This window comes from Peribacillus acanthi (assembly GCF_003073175.1).
GTDB lineage: Bacteria > Bacillota > Bacilli > Bacillales > DSM-1321 > Bacillus_BN > Bacillus_BN acanthi.
Genome location: NZ_QBBX01000009.1, coordinates 1 through 19,283, shown reverse-complemented (window position 1 = coordinate 19,283; position 19,283 = coordinate 1). Strand labels below are relative to the sequence as shown.

Annotated in this window: 20 protein-coding genes; 6 read left to right on the top strand and 14 right to left on the bottom strand. The window is 36.1% G+C overall.

Annotated features, from left to right (window positions below):
• Positions 1-13: 13 nt before the first annotated feature.
• On the bottom strand, positions 14-1,708 hold the full coding sequence (locus tag DBX25_RS10660; protein WP_157950943.1) for a methyl-accepting chemotaxis protein: 1,695 nt from the start codon (positions 1,706-1,708) through the stop codon (positions 14-16).
• 172 nt (positions 1,709-1,880) lie between these two features.
• On the opposite strand from DBX25_RS10660, the gene DBX25_RS10655 reads away from it, so the two are divergent.
• Both DBX25_RS10655 and ispG read left to right on the top strand, forming a co-directional pair.
• Positions 1,881-2,234, top strand: a complete 354-nt coding sequence (locus tag DBX25_RS10655) for a hypothetical protein (protein ID WP_108670784.1) — start codon at positions 1,881-1,883, stop codon at positions 2,232-2,234.
• A gap of 283 nt (positions 2,235-2,517) precedes the next feature.
• Complete coding sequence (gene ispG / locus DBX25_RS10650) at positions 2,518-3,645, top strand: flavodoxin-dependent (E)-4-hydroxy-3-methylbut-2-enyl-diphosphate synthase (RefSeq protein ID WP_205685217.1); 1,128 nt, start codon at positions 2,518-2,520, stop codon at positions 3,643-3,645.
• A gap of 90 nt (positions 3,646-3,735) precedes the next feature.
• On the opposite strand, the gene DBX25_RS10645 is transcribed toward ispG, so the two are convergent.
• The gene (locus tag DBX25_RS10645; protein ID WP_108670782.1) at positions 3,736-4,098 is read right to left on the bottom strand and encodes a hypothetical protein; all 363 of its coding nucleotides are present in this window, start codon (positions 4,096-4,098) and stop codon (positions 3,736-3,738) included.
• Between the two features lie 153 nt (positions 4,099-4,251).
• Between DBX25_RS10645 and DBX25_RS10640 the strand changes: the two genes are divergently transcribed.
• Positions 4,252-4,827: a 5' nucleotidase, NT5C type gene (locus tag DBX25_RS10640; RefSeq protein WP_108670781.1), complete on the top strand. Its 576-nt coding sequence runs from the start codon at positions 4,252-4,254 to the stop codon at positions 4,825-4,827.
• A 49-nt stretch (positions 4,828-4,876) separates the two neighbouring features.
• Here DBX25_RS10640 and DBX25_RS10635 read toward each other — a convergent pair whose 3' ends face one another.
• Genes DBX25_RS10635 through DBX25_RS10625 form a run of 3 tightly spaced genes read right to left on the bottom strand, consistent with a single transcriptional unit; the run spans position 4,877 to position 6,875 of the window.
• Positions 4,877-5,293, bottom strand: coding sequence for a Fur family transcriptional regulator (locus DBX25_RS10635; RefSeq protein ID WP_108670780.1), 417 nt, complete (start codon positions 5,291-5,293; stop codon positions 4,877-4,879).
• 15 nt (positions 5,294-5,308) lie between these two features.
• A complete protein-coding gene (locus DBX25_RS10630) occupies positions 5,309-6,148 on the bottom strand; it encodes a metal ABC transporter permease (RefSeq protein ID WP_108670779.1) in 840 nt (279 codons plus the stop codon).
• 13 nt (positions 6,149-6,161) lie between these two features.
• On the bottom strand, positions 6,162-6,875 hold the full coding sequence (locus DBX25_RS10625) for a metal ABC transporter ATP-binding protein (protein WP_420812947.1): 714 nt from the start codon (positions 6,873-6,875) through the stop codon (positions 6,162-6,164).
• Between the two features lie 370 nt (positions 6,876-7,245).
• Between DBX25_RS10625 and DBX25_RS10620 the strand changes: the two genes are divergently transcribed.
• The gene (locus DBX25_RS10620) at positions 7,246-7,503 is read left to right on the top strand and encodes a DUF2624 domain-containing protein (protein ID WP_108670929.1); all 258 of its coding nucleotides are present in this window, start codon (positions 7,246-7,248) and stop codon (positions 7,501-7,503) included.
• Positions 7,504-7,562: 59 nt separating this feature from the next.
• Here DBX25_RS10620 and DBX25_RS10615 read toward each other — a convergent pair whose 3' ends face one another.
• Both DBX25_RS10615 and DBX25_RS10610 read right to left on the bottom strand, forming a co-directional pair.
• Positions 7,563-8,456, bottom strand: coding sequence for a deoxyribonuclease IV (locus DBX25_RS10615; protein ID WP_108670777.1), 894 nt, complete (start codon positions 8,454-8,456; stop codon positions 7,563-7,565).
• Between the two features lie 30 nt (positions 8,457-8,486).
• Entirely contained in the window at positions 8,487-9,806 is a 1,320-nt protein-coding gene (locus DBX25_RS10610; RefSeq protein WP_108670776.1) for a DEAD/DEAH box helicase, read from the bottom strand.
• Positions 9,807-10,094: 288 nt separating this feature from the next.
• Between DBX25_RS10610 and DBX25_RS10605 the strand changes: the two genes are divergently transcribed.
• Both DBX25_RS10605 and DBX25_RS10600 read left to right on the top strand, forming a co-directional pair.
• A complete protein-coding gene (locus DBX25_RS10605) occupies positions 10,095-10,841 on the top strand; it encodes a YqfQ family protein (RefSeq protein ID WP_240620243.1) in 747 nt (248 codons plus the stop codon).
• Between the two features lie 108 nt (positions 10,842-10,949).
• Positions 10,950-11,903, top strand: a complete 954-nt coding sequence (locus DBX25_RS10600) for a 4-hydroxy-3-methylbut-2-enyl diphosphate reductase (RefSeq protein WP_108670775.1) — start codon at positions 10,950-10,952, stop codon at positions 11,901-11,903.
• Positions 11,904-12,067: 164 nt separating this feature from the next.
• Here the strand turns inward: DBX25_RS10600 and DBX25_RS10595 are convergent, their stop codons facing one another.
• The 7 genes from DBX25_RS10595 to DBX25_RS10565 form a co-directional block, all read right to left on the bottom strand.
• On the bottom strand, positions 12,068-13,189 hold the full coding sequence (locus DBX25_RS10595) for a Nif3-like dinuclear metal center hexameric protein (protein WP_108670774.1): 1,122 nt from the start codon (positions 13,187-13,189) through the stop codon (positions 12,068-12,070).
• Positions 13,186-13,893, bottom strand: a complete 708-nt coding sequence (locus tag DBX25_RS10590; RefSeq protein WP_108670773.1) for a tRNA (adenine(22)-N(1))-methyltransferase — start codon at positions 13,891-13,893, stop codon at positions 13,186-13,188. The genes DBX25_RS10595 and DBX25_RS10590 overlap by 4 nt, the downstream gene beginning before the upstream one ends.
• Before the next feature lie 150 nt (positions 13,894-14,043).
• Positions 14,044-14,409, bottom strand: a complete 366-nt coding sequence (gene cccA / locus DBX25_RS10585) for a cytochrome c550 (protein ID WP_108670772.1) — start codon at positions 14,407-14,409, stop codon at positions 14,044-14,046.
• Positions 14,410-14,621: 212 nt separating this feature from the next.
• Complete coding sequence (locus tag DBX25_RS10580) at positions 14,622-15,185, bottom strand: hypothetical protein (protein WP_108670771.1); 564 nt, start codon at positions 15,183-15,185, stop codon at positions 14,622-14,624.
• Positions 15,186-15,402: 217 nt separating this feature from the next.
• Complete coding sequence (rpoD, locus tag DBX25_RS10575; RefSeq protein WP_108670927.1) at positions 15,403-16,527, bottom strand: RNA polymerase sigma factor RpoD; 1,125 nt, start codon at positions 16,525-16,527, stop codon at positions 15,403-15,405.
• 49 nt (positions 16,528-16,576) lie between these two features.
• Positions 16,577-18,394 (bottom strand): DNA primase, encoded by a 1,818-nt coding sequence (gene dnaG, locus DBX25_RS10570; protein WP_240620242.1) that lies wholly within the window; start codon positions 18,392-18,394, stop codon positions 16,577-16,579.
• A gap of 48 nt (positions 18,395-18,442) precedes the next feature.
• Positions 18,443-18,904 (bottom strand): YaiI/YqxD family protein, encoded by a 462-nt coding sequence (locus tag DBX25_RS10565; protein WP_108670770.1) that lies wholly within the window; start codon positions 18,902-18,904, stop codon positions 18,443-18,445.
• Positions 18,905-19,283: the final 379 nt, after the last annotated feature.

The following is a 19,283-nucleotide window of genomic DNA, read 5'->3' as shown; positions in this document are numbered from 1 at the left end:
AATCGGCTTTTACTTATTTACCAAATTTAACGGTCTGTACAACCAGTGTATTTGAAAGTTCATTTAACTGGGTACCAATTAAGTGAGTTTCTTTCATTTCCTCTAGGTGTCCTTTTGAATTAACCAGCATTTGTTCAGCACTTGCACTTAATTGTTGAGATAAAGATACAAAACGTTCTGCCGAGCTTTCCATCATAGGTAAAGATTGATGAAGTGTGTTCAGTTTCATTTGAATATCCTTCATGCCTTTACTTGTTTCTTCAACTAATTGATTTACTGTTAAGAAGGAAGAATGACTACCTTCAATGGCAATTAAATTTTCATGCATAGAGTCTTTCACTTGTTGAAAATCAGATACAGCAGTACTAGTGATATTTTCCATTTTACCAATCGTGACACCTATTTCTTCTGCAGCTAGAGTAGATTGATCAGCTAGCTTTCTAACCTCCTCTGCCACTACTGAAAATCCTTTCCCTGCCTCTCCTGCTCTTGCAGCTTCTATCGTCGCATTTAGTGCTAATAGCTTTGTTTGTTCAGAAATACTTTGGATTAGCTTTACTACCGAAGAAATGGATAATGAATAGGATCTCATTCCTTCAATCGTTTCACTCATCCTATTTAAATCTTGTTCATATGTATTCATTCTATCTCTCATTATCTGCATTTTGATACTACCTTCATTAGATGAAGAGTTCATATCGTTCGCTTTTGTAAAAATTGTATCTACATCGTCAAATACATGTAATAGCATTTGTTTCATCGAATGAAAAGCGTCAATACTTTGTTCGGAACTAGCTGCTGTTTCAGCCGCTGCTTGTTTAACCAAATGGATTCCCTCTACCATTTCCTCATTTTTCGAAACGATACCTAGTGAAGAGGATTCTAAATGTTGTCCTTTACTTTTTAGTTCGTTGGAAATATCACTTATATTTTCTAGGAGAGATTTCATTTCTGCCATTAATGCTTGAAAACTTTTAACGAGTGAAATGACTTCAGAAGTATTTGCTTTTATATCTGTATTTACATCTAGATTACCATTCCTAACGATCCTCATTGTCTCCCTAAGCTGTATTAAAGGCTTCATTAAGTTGTGGATCATGATAAGAATAAATAATGTAACAAGCAAAACACTTCCAATAGCTACAAAAAAAATAAACCAAGACATTTGATGGATTGGAGATAAATAATCCTCCTGAGGTACAGCAATAATGTAAATCCCTTTTAATTCTTGAATGGATTGAAAGCTAAGAGTGTACATCTTCCCATTAATTACTTCATGAATGATTCCTTGTTTCTGTTTTATTATGTTCTCTTGTAGTTCATTAGAGAAATTAGGCGCACTTTTTTTACTAACATCAAAAGGATTTAAGCCTTTTTCGTTTAATACATAATACGAAGCATGTAAATTATCACGTACCATTTCCACATCTTGTCTTTTTACAACAGATTGAATTTTCTTCATAAATTTTTCTTCATCACCAACATACAACATCATCGTATTCTGAGACATCCCATAAAAAATAGCAACTTCCCTTTTCAATCTCTGCTCCATGAGCTCAGTCACACTATTTTTTGATTTAATAGTAGAAATTAAACCAATACTACCAACTGACACTATTAGCGAAATTACCACAATAACTAAGAGTTTGGTTTTCAAACTTAATATTTGACCATTCTTGCTGTCATTTTCACCTTTCCAAAGTCCCATCTTCCACACCCCTTCTTTATACCTATTATTATCAATCATGAATGTAAAGAGGATGTAAATAATGGGTTAAATTTCAATAAACTATACATTTTTCCATAGATGCCAAAAAATCGGCATATTGTTGGAAACCATTCATAGAATGGAGTATACAAGCTCAGGGGGATATTCTAATATGAAGAAATTTATTGGAACCATACTGTTTTTACTGGTCGTTTATGTTCTTTACTATGACCTCTCAATAGGTACTCTTCCCGCTGCTGCTCCAAAAACTTCTGAGGATTCTTCTAATAAAGTGAAACAGGAAGAGAAACAAGTTCGTCCAATAAAAGAAATGAATTATGTAGAGGTTACCGTAAAACCTGGAGATACTTTATTAAGCATCATTGAAAAACGCGAAGGAAAGCTGTCTCAATCAATTCCCAAAATCATAGATGATTTTATCTTGCTGAATAATGGACTAGCACCAGACCAAATACAAATGGGGAAAAAATATAAAATTCCAACCTATCAGGCTGCCAATGACTGATTAGAAAACTTGGATAGTACCACACCTAAGAGCAGGTGAAAGTCTTGTTGCACTCATACTTTCTTCATCAAATTGGTGACTACGTCGACTTACTTGATTGCTGCCAATTTATATATTTTGAAAGTACAAATTCCATTCTAATTCTTGTCATCAGAGTCAAAACACTGATACAATGATTTTCGTAGATATTAAGTAGCAAGCATTATTTCGACTATATTTAAATCTTACATGATCATAGATTTTTCAATCGTTCTTTTAAAGGAGAGAATACCACTTGAGTGAAATTATACATCGTACTAAAACCCGTCCTGTCAAAGTAGGGAATTTAACAATCGGCGGAAACAACGAATTAGTAATTCAAAGTATGACAACTACAAAAACACATGATGTTGAGGCTACAGTTGCCGAAATCCTTCGTTTAGAAGAGGCTGGATGTCAAGTCGTGCGTGTCGCATGTCCCGATGAAAGAGCAGCTAATGCTATTTCAGAAATAAAGAAACGAATCAATATTCCTCTTGTTGTCGATATCCATTTTGATTACAAACTTGCACTAAAAGCAATCGAAGGTGGAGCGGATAAAATTAGGATTAATCCTGGTAATATCGGAAGACGCGAAAAGGTAGAAGCTGTTGTAAATGCTGCTAAAGCAAAAGGAATTCCAATCCGTATTGGAGTTAACGCTGGTTCACTTGAGAAACGTATCATTGAAAAGTATGGGTACCCTACAGCTGATGGTATGGTTGAAAGTGCATTGCACCACATTAAAATCCTAGAGGACTTAGATTTCTACGATATCATTGTGTCTATGAAGGCATCAGATGTCAATCTTGCTATTGAAGCATACGAAAAAGCTGCCAAGGCATTTGATTATCCATTACACTTAGGAATCACAGAATCAGGCACATTGTTTGCTGGTACAGTAAAAAGTGCTGCCGGTCTAGGTGCGATACTAAGTAAAGGGATAGGAAACACACTTCGTATTTCACTAAGTGCTGATCCAGTAGAAGAAGTAAAGGTTGCACGTGAATTATTAAAATCTTTTGGACTTTCATCCAATGCAGCTACTTTGATTTCTTGTCCTACTTGCGGACGAATCGAAATTGATCTCATCAGTATTGCAAATGAGGTTGAGGAATATATTTCTACAATTAAGGCTCCAATTAAAGTTGCCGTTCTTGGTTGTGCTGTAAACGGTCCAGGTGAAGCAAGAGAAGCTGATATTGGAATCGCTGGCGCTAGAGGAGAAGGATTATTGTTCCGTAAGGGTGAAATTGTTCGTAAAGTGCCCGAAGCGGTAATGGTTGAGGAATTGAAAAAAGAAATTGACGCGATCGCGGAAGAATACTTTGCAAAAAAAGCAGCTGAAGAAAAAGCTGCTGCAATGGAAGAGTCTGCAGCGGTTACTGAATAAGAAAGAAAAAGAGGGTGGAGCTTATATCGTTTAATTTACGATATAAGGTCACCCTCTTTCTTTTTTAGAAAACCGTTAAGTTAAGATTTTCTAGAAAAACGGGAGTATGAAGATCCCTATTATGATGGAGAATGCTCCAATTCCAATTGCCCATGCACCTAATGTGACCGCTCCTCTTCTTTGTGCAAGAAATCCAAGTACAATTCCTGCAGCACCAAACAAAATTGGAAGCGTAAACAACGAAAGAATAGACAAGATTATCGCAGTGTAGCCAAAGCCTCTACCTGCTGACATTTCTTCACGCACTGCTTCTCTTCGGTCAACATCTCGACCAAAAATTGCAGGAGCAGTCAGTTCGGCAGCCGTTTCTTCTTCATAACGGCCAGACTCATAGATCTTTACATCGTCATCATCAGCTCTAGAACGATACAATTTGACCTTTTTGTCCTCCATTGCAAATCCCTCGCTTTCTTTTTTGGTGCATTATTATTGTTCCTTACTTCTATAAAAACGTACATGTTAAAGCTTGTATGAGTTGGAAAGTATTAAGTTAAATCAAATGTATTATGGTAAGATTAGAAGTGAAAATATAGAGGAGAGAATATCATGAAAAAACGATTTGGTATTGATATCGATGGGACTGTGACAAGACCTGATACTTTTATTCCCTTTTTGAACAAAGCATTCAATTTAACACTCACTTATGAAGATGTTACACAATATAGCTTTTTGCCATATGTTAAGCAGGATGAAAAAGATTTTGCAAAATGGTTCTTAGAAAATGAGCCTCATATTTATTCAAATTCTCTTTTGTCAGATGGCGCAAAGGATGTTCTTGATAGTTGGGTTAAGAAAATAGACCTCTATTTTATTTCTGCACGAAGATCACATCTCTTAGAACTTACGAAAGAATGGTTTCAATCCAATAGGCTGCACTTTGACCATTTAGAACTAATTGGCTCGCATGATAAAATAGCTACTGCCAAGAAATATAACGTAGATTTATTCTTCGAGGATAAACACGATAATGCTGTGACTATTTCAGAGGAATGCGGTATTCCTGTAATCTTATTCAATACCCCGTATAACCAAGAACCCGTACCGGAGAGGGTTATAAGGGTAAATAATTGGTCTGAAGCTGAACATTGGGTAAACAATTGGTTAAAGAATCAATCGATATAATCAAAAAAAAGCGGAATCCTAAAGGGAATCCGCTTTTTTTTGATTTACATTATTGTAAATTACACTCTGGGCACTTGCCATAAATCTCGAATTTATGGCCTGATACATCGTACCCTTGTAAATTTTCTTGAAGTTGACTCATTGGACAAGTATGAATCTCTTTCGTCTTTCCACAATCAAGACAAATGAAATGATGATGATGAGTATTATGCTTACAGGTAAAACGGAAATGTTTTTCTCCTGAAAGCTCTGTCATTTCACAGACACCGACTTCTACAAATAGAGATAAATTACGGTAAATTGTATCAAAGCTTAATCCTGGATAATCATCCTTCATAGCCTCTAATACATCCTTTGCCGTTAAATATTTATTACTTAATGAAAACAATTCAAGCATTTCTTCTCTTTTGCCAGTATGCTTATATCCTTTGTCTTTTAACAACTGCATTGCTTCTTGCACATTCATAAATGTATCAACCCTTTAAGCTAATTTGTAACGAATATTTTTATATAGGATAGAAAGAATCAATATTAGAACAGAAAGGATAACGATTGTGCCACCTGGCGCTAGATCTAGGTAATAAGATAAAATAAGTCCACCTATTACCGAAATTTCACCAAATAATATTGAAAATGAAATAGTTTGCTTAAAACCTTTTGCAATCCTAATACTAGCTGCAACTGGTAACGTCATAAGAGATGAAACAAGAAGTATTCCCACAATCCTCATTGATGCAGCAATGACTAGTGCAACCATGATAATAAAGATAAAATGAATTTTCTTCACTGGGATACCTGATGCCTTTGCATGATCTTCATCAAAAGAAAGTAAAAACAATTCTTTGTATAAAAGAACAATAAGAGCAATTACTAAGGTTGCAATACCAATAATTACAGCCAAATCCACTCTCGAAACCGCACTGACACTTCCAAAAAGATAACTGAATAAGTCGGTATTAAATCCATCAGCTAAGGATATAAAAATGACACCTATCCCAATACCTCCAGAAAGGATGATAGGAATCGCCAATTCTTGGTAATGTTTGTACACACTTCTTAGCCTTTCAATGAACAAGGAACCAATGACTGAAAAAGTCATTCCTAGATATAAAGGATTTATGCCAATAAAGGACGTAAACTTTTTTTCTAGCAATAGACTGAATGCAATCCCTGCTAAAGTTACATGGCTTAATGCATCCGCAATTAAAGATAATCTCCTTACAACTACGAAAACTCCTAATAATGGAGCTATGGCCCCTATAATAATACCTGTCAAAAAAGCATTTTGTAAAAACTCATAATGAAATAAGTCCAACAGCATGGGAATCCTCCCGTTAATCTATATAGTGATATTTTATATATTCTTTCGTGTTTCCATGGAAATGCATATGTTTGTTTAAACAAGCAACATGAGTCACCTTTTCAGATACTGACCCAATATCGTGAGTAACTAACAATAAGGTAATTCCTAGTGTATGGTTTAAATCTTCTAACATCGTATAAAACTGTTTTACATTCTGCGCGTCTACACCAACGGTAGGCTCATCTAGTATTAACAATTCTGGATCGCTTACAAGTGCCCTAGCAATAAAGACTCTTTGTTGTTGACCCCCAGAAAGCTCTCCGATATTACGGTTCCAAAATGAAATCATACCAACAGATTCTAAAGCATCTAGAATTTTTTCTTTATGCTGCTTTGTTTGAAATTTGAAAAGACCCAATTTTTTTGTCAATCCACTGGCTACTACTTCATAGACCGTTGCTGGAAAACCTGAATTAAATGAATTAGCCTTTTGAGATACATAACCAATTTTATCCCAATCCTTGAATTGCTTTATGTCCGTTTCAAATAAACGGATTTCTCCCTGCTGTATTTTTATAAGACCCAATAACAGCTTTAAAAGTGTAGACTTTCCTGATCCATTCGGGCCAACTATCCCAAGAAAGGACCCTTTATCCACTGTAAGATTTATATGTTCAAGCACAATATCACTTTCGTATTTATAAGAAAGATCCTTTACTTGAATGATTGAATTATTCAAAGGTATCACCTATTTTTTATAAAGTCTTGCTACAGAGGTATTAACCTCCTTCGCATTTCTAGTAATCATTACGATTTAACATTGTGTAGTATACTCCTTTTTATGAAAGGTGTAAAGAACCATACCATAAGAGTAAAGAACAATCCTAATAAGCCTTGCCTTCAATTGTTCTTCATTTACGGGCTGAAAAAGCTTATCTATGAATAACAAGAGAACAAATATATCAGGTGGAGAATACCATTGCCCGTAAAAGTTCATATTGGCTCGACTAACCCATAAGGAGGACGAAAAATTCCCACTGATAGAAGTCTTACTTTATAAAAAGTGGTTCATTCTAACTTATGTTTTTCATATGTTAGTTTGGAGGGGGGATTCGATGAAACTGTTTGAAACGATCATCAACATGAAGATAAATCGAATGAGTACCGATGAGTTACTAAGTATTGGCGGTCAATATGGAATTCAAATCTCTAGGCAACAAGGCAACCAAATTGTTCAATTGCTAAGAGGGAAAAACATAAATATATTTAACGAATCTGAACGAAATACACTTTTAGCACAGATTGCTCAAATTTGTAATCCGACAACCGCGAAGCAAGTTGAAAGTATTTTTAAACAATTGACAAACACGTGATATCTTTCAAAAAAGGAGACATCCAGTAGCTTTGATGGATGTCTCCTCTTTCAATAGTATTAATCTGCTCTAATGACATCAAGAAGATTCTCATTGAATGTTCTGTTACGAAGCATTTCTATTTCATGTTTGTAAGGTGGCTTTTTATCATTTTTGTCTTCTCCTACATAAGGAGTCTCAAGAATTTTAGGAACATGCATCAGTTGAGGATGGTGAACGATGTAATCCAATGCAGAAAAACCGATATGTCCAAAGCCTATGTTTTCGTGGCGGTCCTTCCTCATTCCGACTGCGTTCTTACTATCATTAATATGCAGAACCTTCAATCGGTCTATTCCGACAATCTTATCGAACTCGTTAAGCACACCATCAAAGTCTTCGACAATATTATAGCCTGCATCATGAATGTGACAAGTATCAAAACAAACGGAAAGTTTATCATTTAACGTGACACCATCCATAATCATTGCGATTTCTTCAAATGATTTTCCACATTCTGATCCTTTTCCAGCCATTGTTTCCAAAGCAATTTGGACGGTTTGATCGCTTGTTAGTACTTCATTCAAACCTTCTACAATCTTAGCTATACCCGCTTCTGTTCCAGCTCCAACATGAGCACCTGGGTGGAGGACAATTTGCTTTGCACCGATTGCTGCGGTCCTCTCGATTTCCATTCGAAGGAAGTTTACGCCTAATTCAAATGTATCTGGGTTTTGGGAATTGCCGATATTGATGATATATGGAGCATGGACTATGATTTCATCAATACCGTGTTTTTCCATATGGAGTCTTCCAGCTTCAATATTTAAATCCTCGATTTTTTTCCTTCTTGTATTTTGAGGGGCACCTGTATAAACCATGAATGTATTGGCACCATATGATACAGCTTCCTCACTAGCTGCTAACAGCATCTTTTTTCCACTCATTGATACGTGGGATCCGATTTTAAGCATCCTCATTCCCCCTCTTGCTACTCTATTTAATTATTTGTTCGTTCTTTTCTCTATTCTGCGTTGTTTTTTCTTCATTTCTTCAACTTCTCGTTGGTGTTTCTTTTTATATCCTGGTTTTACTTTTGTAGATTTTTGAACCATGGACTTGGCTTTCTTTTCTATCTCATTGGTTTGTTTTTTACGGTTTTTACGTTTATTACGGTCATCCGTTTCAATCCATTCACCGTTTTGTAAATCCAGGTTCTTGAATTCAATACCCATTTTTTCTAAACGGTTCAATGCGTCCTCATCAGTTTGTTCATAAATTGTGGCTGCAATCCCTGAATAACCTGCACGTGCAGTACGACCTGTTCTATGAACGTAGAAGTCAAGGTCAGAAGGGATTTCAAAATTGATGACATGGCTTACACCTTCAATATCGATTCCCCTTGCAGCTAAATCTGTTGCTACAATATATTGAAATTCAAGATTTGTTATCTGCTTCATCATTTTCTTTCGGTCACGTGGTGATAAATTTCCGTGAATCCGACCAACCCTCATACCCTTAGCCATCAATGCATCGGCTACCTGATCAGCCATTTTCTTCGTATTAGTGAAGATAATCGCTAAGTATGGATTATATTGGATAACCATATCGTGTAACAGTTGAATTTTATTACGATGACGTAAAGGTATTAAAACATGCTCAATTTTCTGTGCAGTGACTTGCTTAGGGTCGACATGAACATATTTAGGATTTTCCATGTATTTCTTTAAGAAAGGTTTTAACTTTTCAGGAATTGTGGCAGAGAAAACTAGCATTTGCAGATTTTCTTTCATTCTAACTGCAATCTTATCGACATCTTCGATAAAGCCCATATCGAGCATTAAGTCCGCTTCATCGATAACCAAAGTTCCTGCTGTAAACACTTGCAAAGCAGTATCTTCCATTAAATCTTTAATGCGACCTGGAGTACCAATCACTAGATGAGGCTGTTGCTTTAATTTATCAATCGTCCTTTGCTTATCTGTCCCACCCATATAACAACGTACATTTAGGGGAGTTTCTTCAGGAAAATGCGTAGCAAATTTTAGGGCCTCTTTATAGATTTGATTGGCGAGCTCCCGCGTTGGCGCAGTAATGATTGCCTGAACTTCATTTTTAGTTGGGTCAATATTCTGAAGGATTGGTAATAAATAAGAATGTGTCTTACCCGTCCCAGTCTGAGATTGTCCAATAATGCTTGTACCCTTTAGAGCTGCAGGAATGACTCTCTCCTGAACATCTGTCGGTTTTGTAAAGCCAATTTCATTTATGGCTTCAATAATATATGGATGAAATGAAAACCGTTCAAATTGATTCTGTTTCATAAAATGTTACACCTCTTAAATGATTAATTTATATAAAATGAGTTAAGTCCGCTCAGAAACTACTTTTCTTATCTTATCCTCTTTATCCTCTGAACTCAACCAAATATGCGATATTTCTATATTATTGAGTAAATAAGTCTTCTTACCTAAATATTCACATTCATCGGAATATTTAATCCTTATTTTCTAATCTATATATATTTTAGGTTTTTATCTCGTTTTTATTTATTTCGCATAGTCTATTATAAAGCGTACTAAAGTGTTTAGCGAGGAAGGAGGAATATTCTTATGCAATTCGGTTTCCAGAATGGACCTGCGAGACGATTTAGAATGCAACAAGCAGTAGGCCAACATAGAATCCCTAGAATGATGATGCAACAGCAGCAACCTTTTCATTCTTTTCAAAACCCTATGCCATTTCAAAATTTGAATCAACAAATGGTACAACAACATGCTTTTCCTTCTCAAAATCAAGGATTTCAAAATATGCAGTCTAATCAAGGCTTCCGTCAAAATAAACGTGGTGGCAAAGAAGGTGGATTACTGTCTCGAATTTTAGGTAAAAACAAGCAAAAAGCTGCAGCCAATATGCCACAAAACCTTTTTTCTATACCAACAGCAGCAGCAGGTGAAGCTACTAGAAGTGCAGCAGCATCTACAGCTGGGGGCGGTATCCTTCAAAGCCTCACAAATCCTGGCTCCCTCACGACGATGTTAACCAATACACAGAAAGTTCTTCAAGCAGTTGAAACGATTGGTCCAGTAGTATCTCAATATGGACCTTTAGTCAAGAACATCCCAGCAATGTGGAAAATCTATCAAGGATTAAAAGATTCAAACAATAATGATCCAGTTGCTGAAGAATTAAAGGAGACAAAAGAGGATTCTCATACGGTGGTTTCTGGAAAATCAGAAAAAGAGAGAGAATTCAAAGAAGTACGAAATGATGCTTCAGAACTTGTTGAATCTAAACAAACGAAATCCTCTCCAAATAGATTACGTGCAGGAGAATCAATACCTAAGCTATTCGTATAACAATTCCTTAGTAAAGTAAAACCAATCTTTGTAATATCCTAGCGGGTTTTATATAATGTTAGGTAGAATAAGAGTTTTAGTTGCTCTGCTTTTCTAAGGAGGATATAAATGAAAGTATTAAAAATTGCTCCTCGCGGTTACTGCTACGGCGTTGTAGACGCAATGGTTATTGCAAGAAACGCCGCTTTGGATAAAACATTACCACGTCCCATCTACATTCTGGGGATGATTGTTCATAATAAACATGTGACGGATGCATTTGAAGAAGAAGGCATTATTACATTGGATGGTTCAAATCGAAAAGAAATTCTTGAAAAAGTAACTGGTGGAACTGTCATATTTACAGCTCATGGGGTCTCACCTGAAGTCCGAGAATTAGCTAAGGAAAAAGGGTTAGTTACAATCGATGCGACTTGTCCAGATGTCACAGCTACACATGACCTGATCCGTCAAAAACAAAAAGAAGGTTATCATGTCATATACATCGGGAAAAAAGGGCATCCAGAACCTGAGGGGGCTGTAGGTGTGGCTCCAGAAATCGTCCATTTGGTGGAAAAGGTTGAAGATGTAGACTCTCTAACAATTCAAGCAGATAAACTTATTGTGACGAACCAAACGACTATGAGCCAGTGGGACGTCTCCCATATTATTGAAAAAGTGAAGGAAAAATATCCTCACACAGAAGTGCATAAAGAAATTTGTCTTGCAACACAGGTTCGTCAGGAAGCTGTAGCTGAACAAGCAGGAAGCGCAGACCTTCTTATTGTAGTAGGAGACCCAATGAGTAATAATTCCAACAGACTTGCACAAGTTTCTGAGGAAATTGCCGGTACGAAATCTTATAGAGTGGCAGATGTTTCTGAAATACAACTCGATTGGCTTGAAGGTGTCGAAACGGTTGCTGTAACAGCCGGAGCATCCACCCCAACCCCTATCACAAAAGAGGTTATTGCCTTTCTTGAGAATTATAATCCTGTAGATGAAATAACTTGGAAACGTGAGCGAAATGTTCCACTAAATAAAATTCTACCGAAAGTTAAAAATCCACAATCAGTACAATAATTTAAGCCTTTGATAATCAGGGGTTATGTTCAATTTAAGGTAAGTCTGGCCCAATTGGATTTTATAGGGTAGTTATCTCCCATGATGGTGTTCTAATCATCCATTAATACGGGATAAGATTAATAAAAATGGCCGGACCATTCGAAATGGGTCCGGCCATTTTGTTACATAAACTTAAAAGGATCCGTATTGATTTCAGAAACGATAAACTCTGTCTCAAAACCTTTTTGGTCTACTAGTTCCTTCATTTTCTTTACGACCCCTAATTTCATGACTTTTTCAATATTGTGTCCAGCATCAACAATATTCAGGCCGGCAGCCATTGCGTCATGTGCGACATGGTAATACAAATCGCCTGTGACATAAACATCTGCACCTTTAAACTTCGCTTGACTCCAATACTTATTGCCATCACCACCTACCACAGCTACTTTCTTGATTGGTGCATTAAAATCACCAACTACTCTAAGTCCTTCTAGCTGTAAACTTTGCTTCAAGTGTTCAGCAAACTGTTCTAAGCTCATTTCAGTTGGGAGATTTCCGATTCTACCTAACCCATATGCTTTACCCTTGTTTTCAATATTATATATATCAAAAGCAACTTCTTCATATGGATGTGCTTTAAACATTGCGTTTAGAATTTTTTTCTCCAAGGTCTTGGGATAGACAGTTTCGACTTTGATTTCCTCTACTACTTCTAGTTTGCCCTTTGAACCTATGTATGGATTTGTACCTTCACCTGGGAGGAAACGTCCATATCCTTCGGTTGAGAAAGAACAGTGACTATAATCTCCTATATAACCAGCTCCTGCATTTCCAAGTGCTTCCCTTACCGTATGTTCGGCTTCTTTCGGTACGAAGACTATAAGTTTTCTCAATGGTTCTTCATAGGTAGGAATCAGGATGCTCGAATCTTGTAAACCTATGGCCTCAGCCAACATGTCGTTTACCCCACCATCTGTTATATCTAGATTGGTATGTGCCGCATAAACGGAAATATCGTTTTTTATTAATTTTTCAACGAGTTGACCAGATGGCTGATCCGTCACAATATTCTTTAGTGGACGGTACATGATGGGATGGTGAGCAATAATTAGGTCTACTCCTTTTTTTATTGCTTCATCAACTACTTCATCTAGAACATCTAGAGCTACCATTACTTTATGAATAGGTTTATTTAATGTACCCAATTCAAGCCCAATCCTATCTCCTTCCATTGCAAGGTTTTTCGGTGCGAATTGCTCGAACAATTGTATGATTTCGTAACCATTTGGTTTTTTCTTCATTTCAACAGCTCCTCTACCATCGAAATTTTCATCTGCAATTCTTGTTTTTTCTGTTCGGCTTCCTTCGTCTCGCCAGATAGCTCCAGCTGTTTAAGGATTTGCAACCAATGTTTTTTCTCATGGTCCCATTTTTTCACAAAGGTATTGTTTTTTTCTTTTAACAAAAATGGTCCCATTAACAAAGCTGCTTCTTTATTTTCTTGGTAAGGAAGAGAAGGATTTCCTTTATCAGCAACTAAAATCTCATAAATCTTTCCATCTTCTTCAAGGATTTGTTCTTTGATTAGCTGCCATCCATTGTTCAGTAACCATTCTCTAATACTTATTGCATGAATGTTAGGCTGTAAAATGAGCCTTTCTGTCTTCTTTAGTTTGTCTTTTCCACGCTCTAAAATAGAGGAAATCAGGGTTCCTCCCATTCCTGCAATGGTAACTACTGTGGCTTCATCCGTCTGCAAAACGTCCAACCCGTCACCTTTTCTGACCTCAATTTTTTCCGTCAAGCCGGCAGATTGAACTTGATTGCGAGCAGATTGAAATGGACCTTCAACCACCTCTCCAGCGATTGCTCTAGATACTAACCCATTCAATACAGCATAGCATGGTAAATATGCATGATCTGATCCAATGTCTGCTAGAATGCTCTCTGATGGTATATAAGAAGCCACTGCTTCAAGTCGCTTTGATAACTTTTCAATATTCATATGTTTAGAACCTTCCTATCAGCATTATTTGTTTCTTAAGTATAAGGAATGTTTCTTTTCCGTTGCAAGTGGGTTACGTTAAACCCTATTCCTTTCCATGAAAAATGGACGGCTGATGCTTAGTTCAGCCGTCCATCTTATCATGTAGCATTATTTGAGTTCAGATAACCACTTTGCCATTTCATCTACTTGGCCTTCAGCCACTAGACCTCCTGGCATTCCTGATCCTTTACCATTAACCAGGATGTCTTTAATTTGGTCTGGAGTGTACCTTTCTCCAACTCCTTTTAATGCAGGACCTAAGCCACCTTGATATTGGTCACCATGGCAACCGATACAGCTAGCTTTGTAAGTATCCTCTGGAGAACCTGAAGCAACTTCTTCTGTCTTTTCTCCGCCTTCTTTTTCAGCAGCTTGTTCTTTTGCATTTTCAAGACCATTGATTGATAAAGCAAAAACCAAGCCGATACCAAAAACCATAATTAGTACGAATGGAATAATTGGATTGCGATTCATAGTAGTTTACCTCCCCTATGTATAAACCTGACTGTCAAAATAATTACAAGCAACTATTATTTTACTTGAAATTATTATTTTGGAAAAGACCTAAACGACAAGATATAATAGAAATTCGGAATTTAGACAAAAATAGGCCCTTCAAAAATAGATTACCTCTTTATTATTCTACAAAAACGCTAAATTATTGTCTAATTTTAAATTAATTTTCTTTAAAAAACGCCAGAATGCCTTCCTAAAAAATATAAAACCAAAATTCCTCCCAGAAGGCCAGCAATTTTAAAATAGGTTAATTTCAACCTCCAACCTAGGACGATCCAAGCAAAACAATGAAAAAGTAAGGAAAAATATAAAACCATAATTTGATTTAGGAAAAGGAATTCAGCCATTTTAACTGTAAATAATAGCAATAAGAAGGCAGAAGCAATTAATGGTACTTGATAGTTAAGAGACCTTTTTGAAAATAAATACGTAATGCCTAATAATAAAACAACAATCATTAAAATTATAATACCTTGAAAAGCATTATGGAAGGATGTAAACTCTGATATAAATATCCCTAGTATAGAAAGGAAAACGATTACAAAATATAGGGGAATCACTCCATTTGATTTTACTGGTGACAATAACTTTTGTTTATTCTCTTCTTTCCTTTCACTCTCATTACCTTCCGTATATAAAGCCAATAAGTAATCGCAATAATGCTCAGGAAGCAAGCGATTTTTCTTCCAATATAAAATTTCATTTACTACAATCTTCTTCCTCGTATCGTTCAATCCATCACTTCCTAAAAGAATAGGACGTTTCCTATATTAAATTCTCTAATTAATCGATTTCAAAATACTTTAGTTACGACTCTATCCATTTTTATATATTCTATATTAATATCGGTTAGAGAACTTAAGTTTTGACAAAAATTATCCATAAAAAAAGGGGGCTTAAAATCGTTCCTCAATTACGATTTTAGAGCCACCTTTTTGGGATCATTCTTTCTTATTCTAAGAAGTCTTTTAAACGTTTGCTGCGGCTTGGATGCCTTAATTTACGAAGGGCTTTAGCCTCGATTTGTCGGATACGTTCACGCGTTACACCGAAAACCTTCCCAACCTCTTCCAATGTTCTAGTACGACCATCATCTAAACCGAAACGTAAACGTAAAACATTTTCTTCACGATCAGTTAGCGTATCCAATACATCTTCTAATTGCTCTTTAAGAAGTTCGTAAGCAGCATGCTCAGAAGGAGAAGTCGCATCTTGATCTTCAATAAAATCACCTAAGTGAGAATCGTCTTCTTCACCAATCGGTGTTTCTAAAGATACAGGTTCTTGAGCGATTTTTAGGATTTCTCTAACTTTATCTGGCGTTAAATCCATATCTTCAGCTATCTCTTCTGGAGATGGCTCACGACCTAAATCCTGTAACAATTGTCTTTGTACTCGGATTAACTTATTGATTGTTTCTACCATATGAACTGGAATACGAATTGTACGTGCTTGATCGGCAATAGCGCGTGTGATCGCCTGTCTAATCCACCAAGTTGCGTACGTACTGAACTTGTATCCTTTACGATAATCAAATTTTTCTACCGCTTTAATCAAGCCCATGTTACCTTCTTGGATAAGATCTAAGAATAACATACCTCGACCCACATATCTCTTTGCAATACTTACGACAAGACGAAGGTTAGCTTCCGCTAGGCGGCGCTTAGCTTCTTCATCGCCTTCCTCAATACGCTTAGCCAATTGAATTTCCATTTCACCAGAAAGAAGATCGACACGACCAATTTCTTTCAAGTACATACGTACAGGATCATTAATTTTCACACCAGGAGGAACACTTAAGTCATTTAAATCAAATTCTTCTTCTTTAGATAGTTCTTGTATATTCGGATTTTCATCATCATCGGTTTCAGAAAGAACCTCTACACCTTGCTCACCCAAGTATTCAAGAAATTCATCTAATTGATCAGATTCAAGCTCAAAACTTGAAAGTCGGTCACTTACCTCATCATAAGTAAGTACCCCACGTTTTTTACCTTGCTCAAGTAATTGCTCTTTTACTTGGTCTATGCTTAATTCGTTATCAATGTCTTTGGAACGAGCTGATTTATCAGCCATTTGTTCCCCTCCTTCCAAACTTTCACCACATAACAGCCTATATAATAATTTATAATTTAAGAATTTCATTAGCGATTGAAGCGGCCTTGATATAGTCGCCTCTTTTGATCGCTTCATCTCTTTCCGCTTCTTTTTCTTTTATGATTAGCATCTTTTTATATTTCAAAACGGAATTTATATAATCAGTTAATTCTCGATCTGTTACCTCATCATTGACAGACATCATTTCTATTTCTGAAAGTATTCTACGTAAATCCACATCTAGAATGGTATTCATCAACAAACTTGCATCCGGCTCTTCATATTTCTCATAATAAGCATAGATGTAAGCAATAATGGCTTGATGTTCGTCTATATTAAGGTCTATCCCTTGAAGGAGATTCGAGATTTTAATGAATGTATCCTTATTTTGTAACATATGAGCTATCAATAGTCTCTCTGCCTTCATATAAGCCGGCTTTAACTTCTGCTCATATTGCAAAGGAATTTGTGCCTGAATATCAACTTTATTGGCAACTCCTACATTGCCTTTCTTTTTCTCAGAAAAGAATATTTTCTTCTGTTGCTGTAATAAAGCGTCTAAAGATAAAGTGAATTCGGAAGAAAGTTGTCGTAAGTAATGCTCACGTTCCACCTCATTCTTGATTTTCACAATTTCTTTTTGAACTTCTTGTATATATGAAAGACGATCGCCTTCATTGTTTAGGTTTTTACCCCTTCGTAAATATTTCATTTTAAATGCAATGAATGTTAGACTATTTCCAATTACTTCTTGTGCAAAACTTTGAGCACCGAATTTTTTTATATAGTCGTCAGGGTCTAAACCATCTGGCATTACCGCTATGCTAACATTCATGCCGGCTTCATAAATGGTTTTTGCGGCTTTATTTGCCGCCTCAATTCCGGCAGAATCCGAATCATAGCATATCAGAATTTCATTTGTATTTCTTTTTAATAGTCCAAGGTGGTCGTCTGTCAATGCAGTGCCCATAGTGGCTATTACATTTTCAACACCTGCCATTGAGGCAGTGATTGTATCAGCAAAACCTTCCATCAGGACAGCTTTTTCTTTCTTCCTGATATGGGACCTTGCCATGTGAAAATTATATAGGATGTTGCTTTTATGAAAGATTGGCGTTTCAGGACTATTTAAATATTTGGGATCATCATCCCCTAATGACCTTCCTGAAAAAGCAATCGTATTACCCTTAGCATCAAGAATTGGGAACATGATTCTATTTCTAAATCTGTCAAAGTATTTTCCTTCCCTCTCACTCTTAATGATCAGTCCGGATTCTTCCAACAAATCTTCATCAAATCCCCTTTTAGTAAGGAATTTATAAACGAAATCCCATGAACCTAGTGAGTACCCTAATTGGAATTTATAAATTGCTTCTTCTGTAAATCCTCTTTGAAGCAAATATTCCAATGCATGCTCACCCTCTTTTGTGTTTACTAACAAATGATGGTAAAATTTACGTAATAACTCATGTGCCTCTATCATCTTATGGAAAGGCGAGGAATCTATTTGAGTTGAATCAGATTGATTCAAAACGATATCCAATGGGACATTAGCTTTATCTGCAAGTTTTTTTGCCGCTTCAAGAAAGCTAAGCCCTTCAATATCCATGAGGAAAGTAAATATATTTCCTCCAGCTCCACATCCAAAACAATGAAATATCTGTTTTTCTGGCGCCACTGAAAATGACGGTGAGTTTTCACCGTGAAACGGACAAAGGCCGAAATAATTTCGCCCTTGTTTTTTGAGCTGAACGTATTCGCTAACCAAATCCACGATATCGACAGCATTACGAATTTGATTTAATTGTTCTTCTGATATACGTGTATTTGACATTGTATTTGACATATCATCACCAATCACTTATTTTGATGATACTTTCTAATTCAATAAAGCTTAAAGAATTCCTGCATGATTCGACAAGATTTTTAATAAGTTTTGAGAAAATACCTTTTTATCTTCACTTGTGAATGCTTTCGGACCTTTAGAGTGTTTACCACTTCGCCTATTTTTAGCTGATATATGCCTAAAGGCAAGCATGGACTGAATATTGAAATCATCGTATTCTATTCCCTTCGGGGAAAGCACATAAACCTTTTTTCCTAGTAAACCGGCTGCAAGGCCAATATCTGCTGTAATACAAATATCCAATGAATGTACATGGTTCATTATGTAAAGATCGGCTGCTTCCTTATCCCAGTCGACGTATACCCACCTTCCTTCGGTTGGTTCTTTCATACTGTTCTTTATTGAAGCTACAAATACCGTTTCAAGATTGTAAATCTTTGCACAATCATTAATTTCACTTTTCACAGGACATGCATCTGCATCAATGTAAATAACAGGCTTTCTCATCATACTCAATAATTCTCCATGATTCCTCATATTCCTTCTTTTCCGCTTGGAAGTTTAAGGAAACAAGAAATGTCGAATTTTTTTCACTACTCTTACTTGACTTTCTCACAGTTTATAGTTTATTCCTTAATTATCAAGTCTAAACCTAAATATTTTATTTTTATCACAATTTTTTATTATAGAACAAGTTATTTCAAATTGCTATATACTTTTTATAAAAAAACATAGAATAATGATATATTAAAAAACAATTGGAACAAACTGTAATAATTTATATCAACAAAAAAGCACCTAAGTGCTTCAGATTGTCGACAAAAGACATCGAGAGGCCTCCCTCTCGATGTCTTTTGTCATTTTTGGATAGGATTGCGGGTAAAATACG

Coding starts and splice junctions, on each gene's coding strand:
- DBX25_RS10660 (WP_157950943.1), bottom strand. CDS start 1,708: ATGGGACTTTGGAAAGGTGAAAATGACAGCAAGAATGGTCAAATATTA.
- DBX25_RS10655 (WP_108670784.1), top strand. CDS start 1,881: ATGAAGAAATTTATTGGAACCATACTGTTTTTACTGGTCGTTTATGTT.
- DBX25_RS10645 (WP_108670782.1), bottom strand. CDS start 4,098: ATGGAGGACAAAAAGGTCAAATTGTATCGTTCTAGAGCTGATGATGAC.
- DBX25_RS10640 (WP_108670781.1), top strand. CDS start 4,252: ATGAAAAAACGATTTGGTATTGATATCGATGGGACTGTGACAAGACCT.
- DBX25_RS10635 (WP_108670780.1), bottom strand. CDS start 5,293: ATGAATGTGCAAGAAGCAATGCAGTTGTTAAAAGACAAAGGATATAAG.
- DBX25_RS10630 (WP_108670779.1), bottom strand. CDS start 6,148: ATGCTGTTGGACTTATTTCATTATGAGTTTTTACAAAATGCTTTTTTG.
- DBX25_RS10620 (WP_108670929.1), top strand. CDS start 7,246: ATGAAACTGTTTGAAACGATCATCAACATGAAGATAAATCGAATGAGT.
- DBX25_RS10615 (WP_108670777.1), bottom strand. CDS start 8,456: ATGCTTAAAATCGGATCCCACGTATCAATGAGTGGAAAAAAGATGCTG.
- DBX25_RS10610 (WP_108670776.1), bottom strand. CDS start 9,806: ATGAAACAGAATCAATTTGAACGGTTTTCATTTCATCCATATATTATT.
- DBX25_RS10605 (WP_240620243.1), top strand. CDS start 10,095: ATGCAATTCGGTTTCCAGAATGGACCTGCGAGACGATTTAGAATGCAA.
- DBX25_RS10600 (WP_108670775.1), top strand. CDS start 10,950: ATGAAAGTATTAAAAATTGCTCCTCGCGGTTACTGCTACGGCGTTGTA.
- DBX25_RS10595 (WP_108670774.1), bottom strand. CDS start 13,189: ATGAAGAAAAAACCAAATGGTTACGAAATCATACAATTGTTCGAGCAA.
- DBX25_RS10590 (WP_108670773.1), bottom strand. CDS start 13,893: ATGAATATTGAAAAGTTATCAAAGCGACTTGAAGCAGTGGCTTCTTAT.
- cccA (WP_108670772.1), bottom strand. CDS start 14,409: ATGAATCGCAATCCAATTATTCCATTCGTACTAATTATGGTTTTTGGT.
- rpoD (WP_108670927.1), bottom strand. CDS start 16,527: ATGGCTGATAAATCAGCTCGTTCCAAAGACATTGATAACGAATTAAGC.
- dnaG (WP_240620242.1), bottom strand. CDS start 18,394: ATGTCAAATACAATGTCAAATACACGTATATCAGAAGAACAATTAAAT.
- DBX25_RS10565 (WP_108670770.1), bottom strand. CDS start 18,904: ATGATGAGAAAGCCTGTTATTTACATTGATGCAGATGCATGTCCTGTG.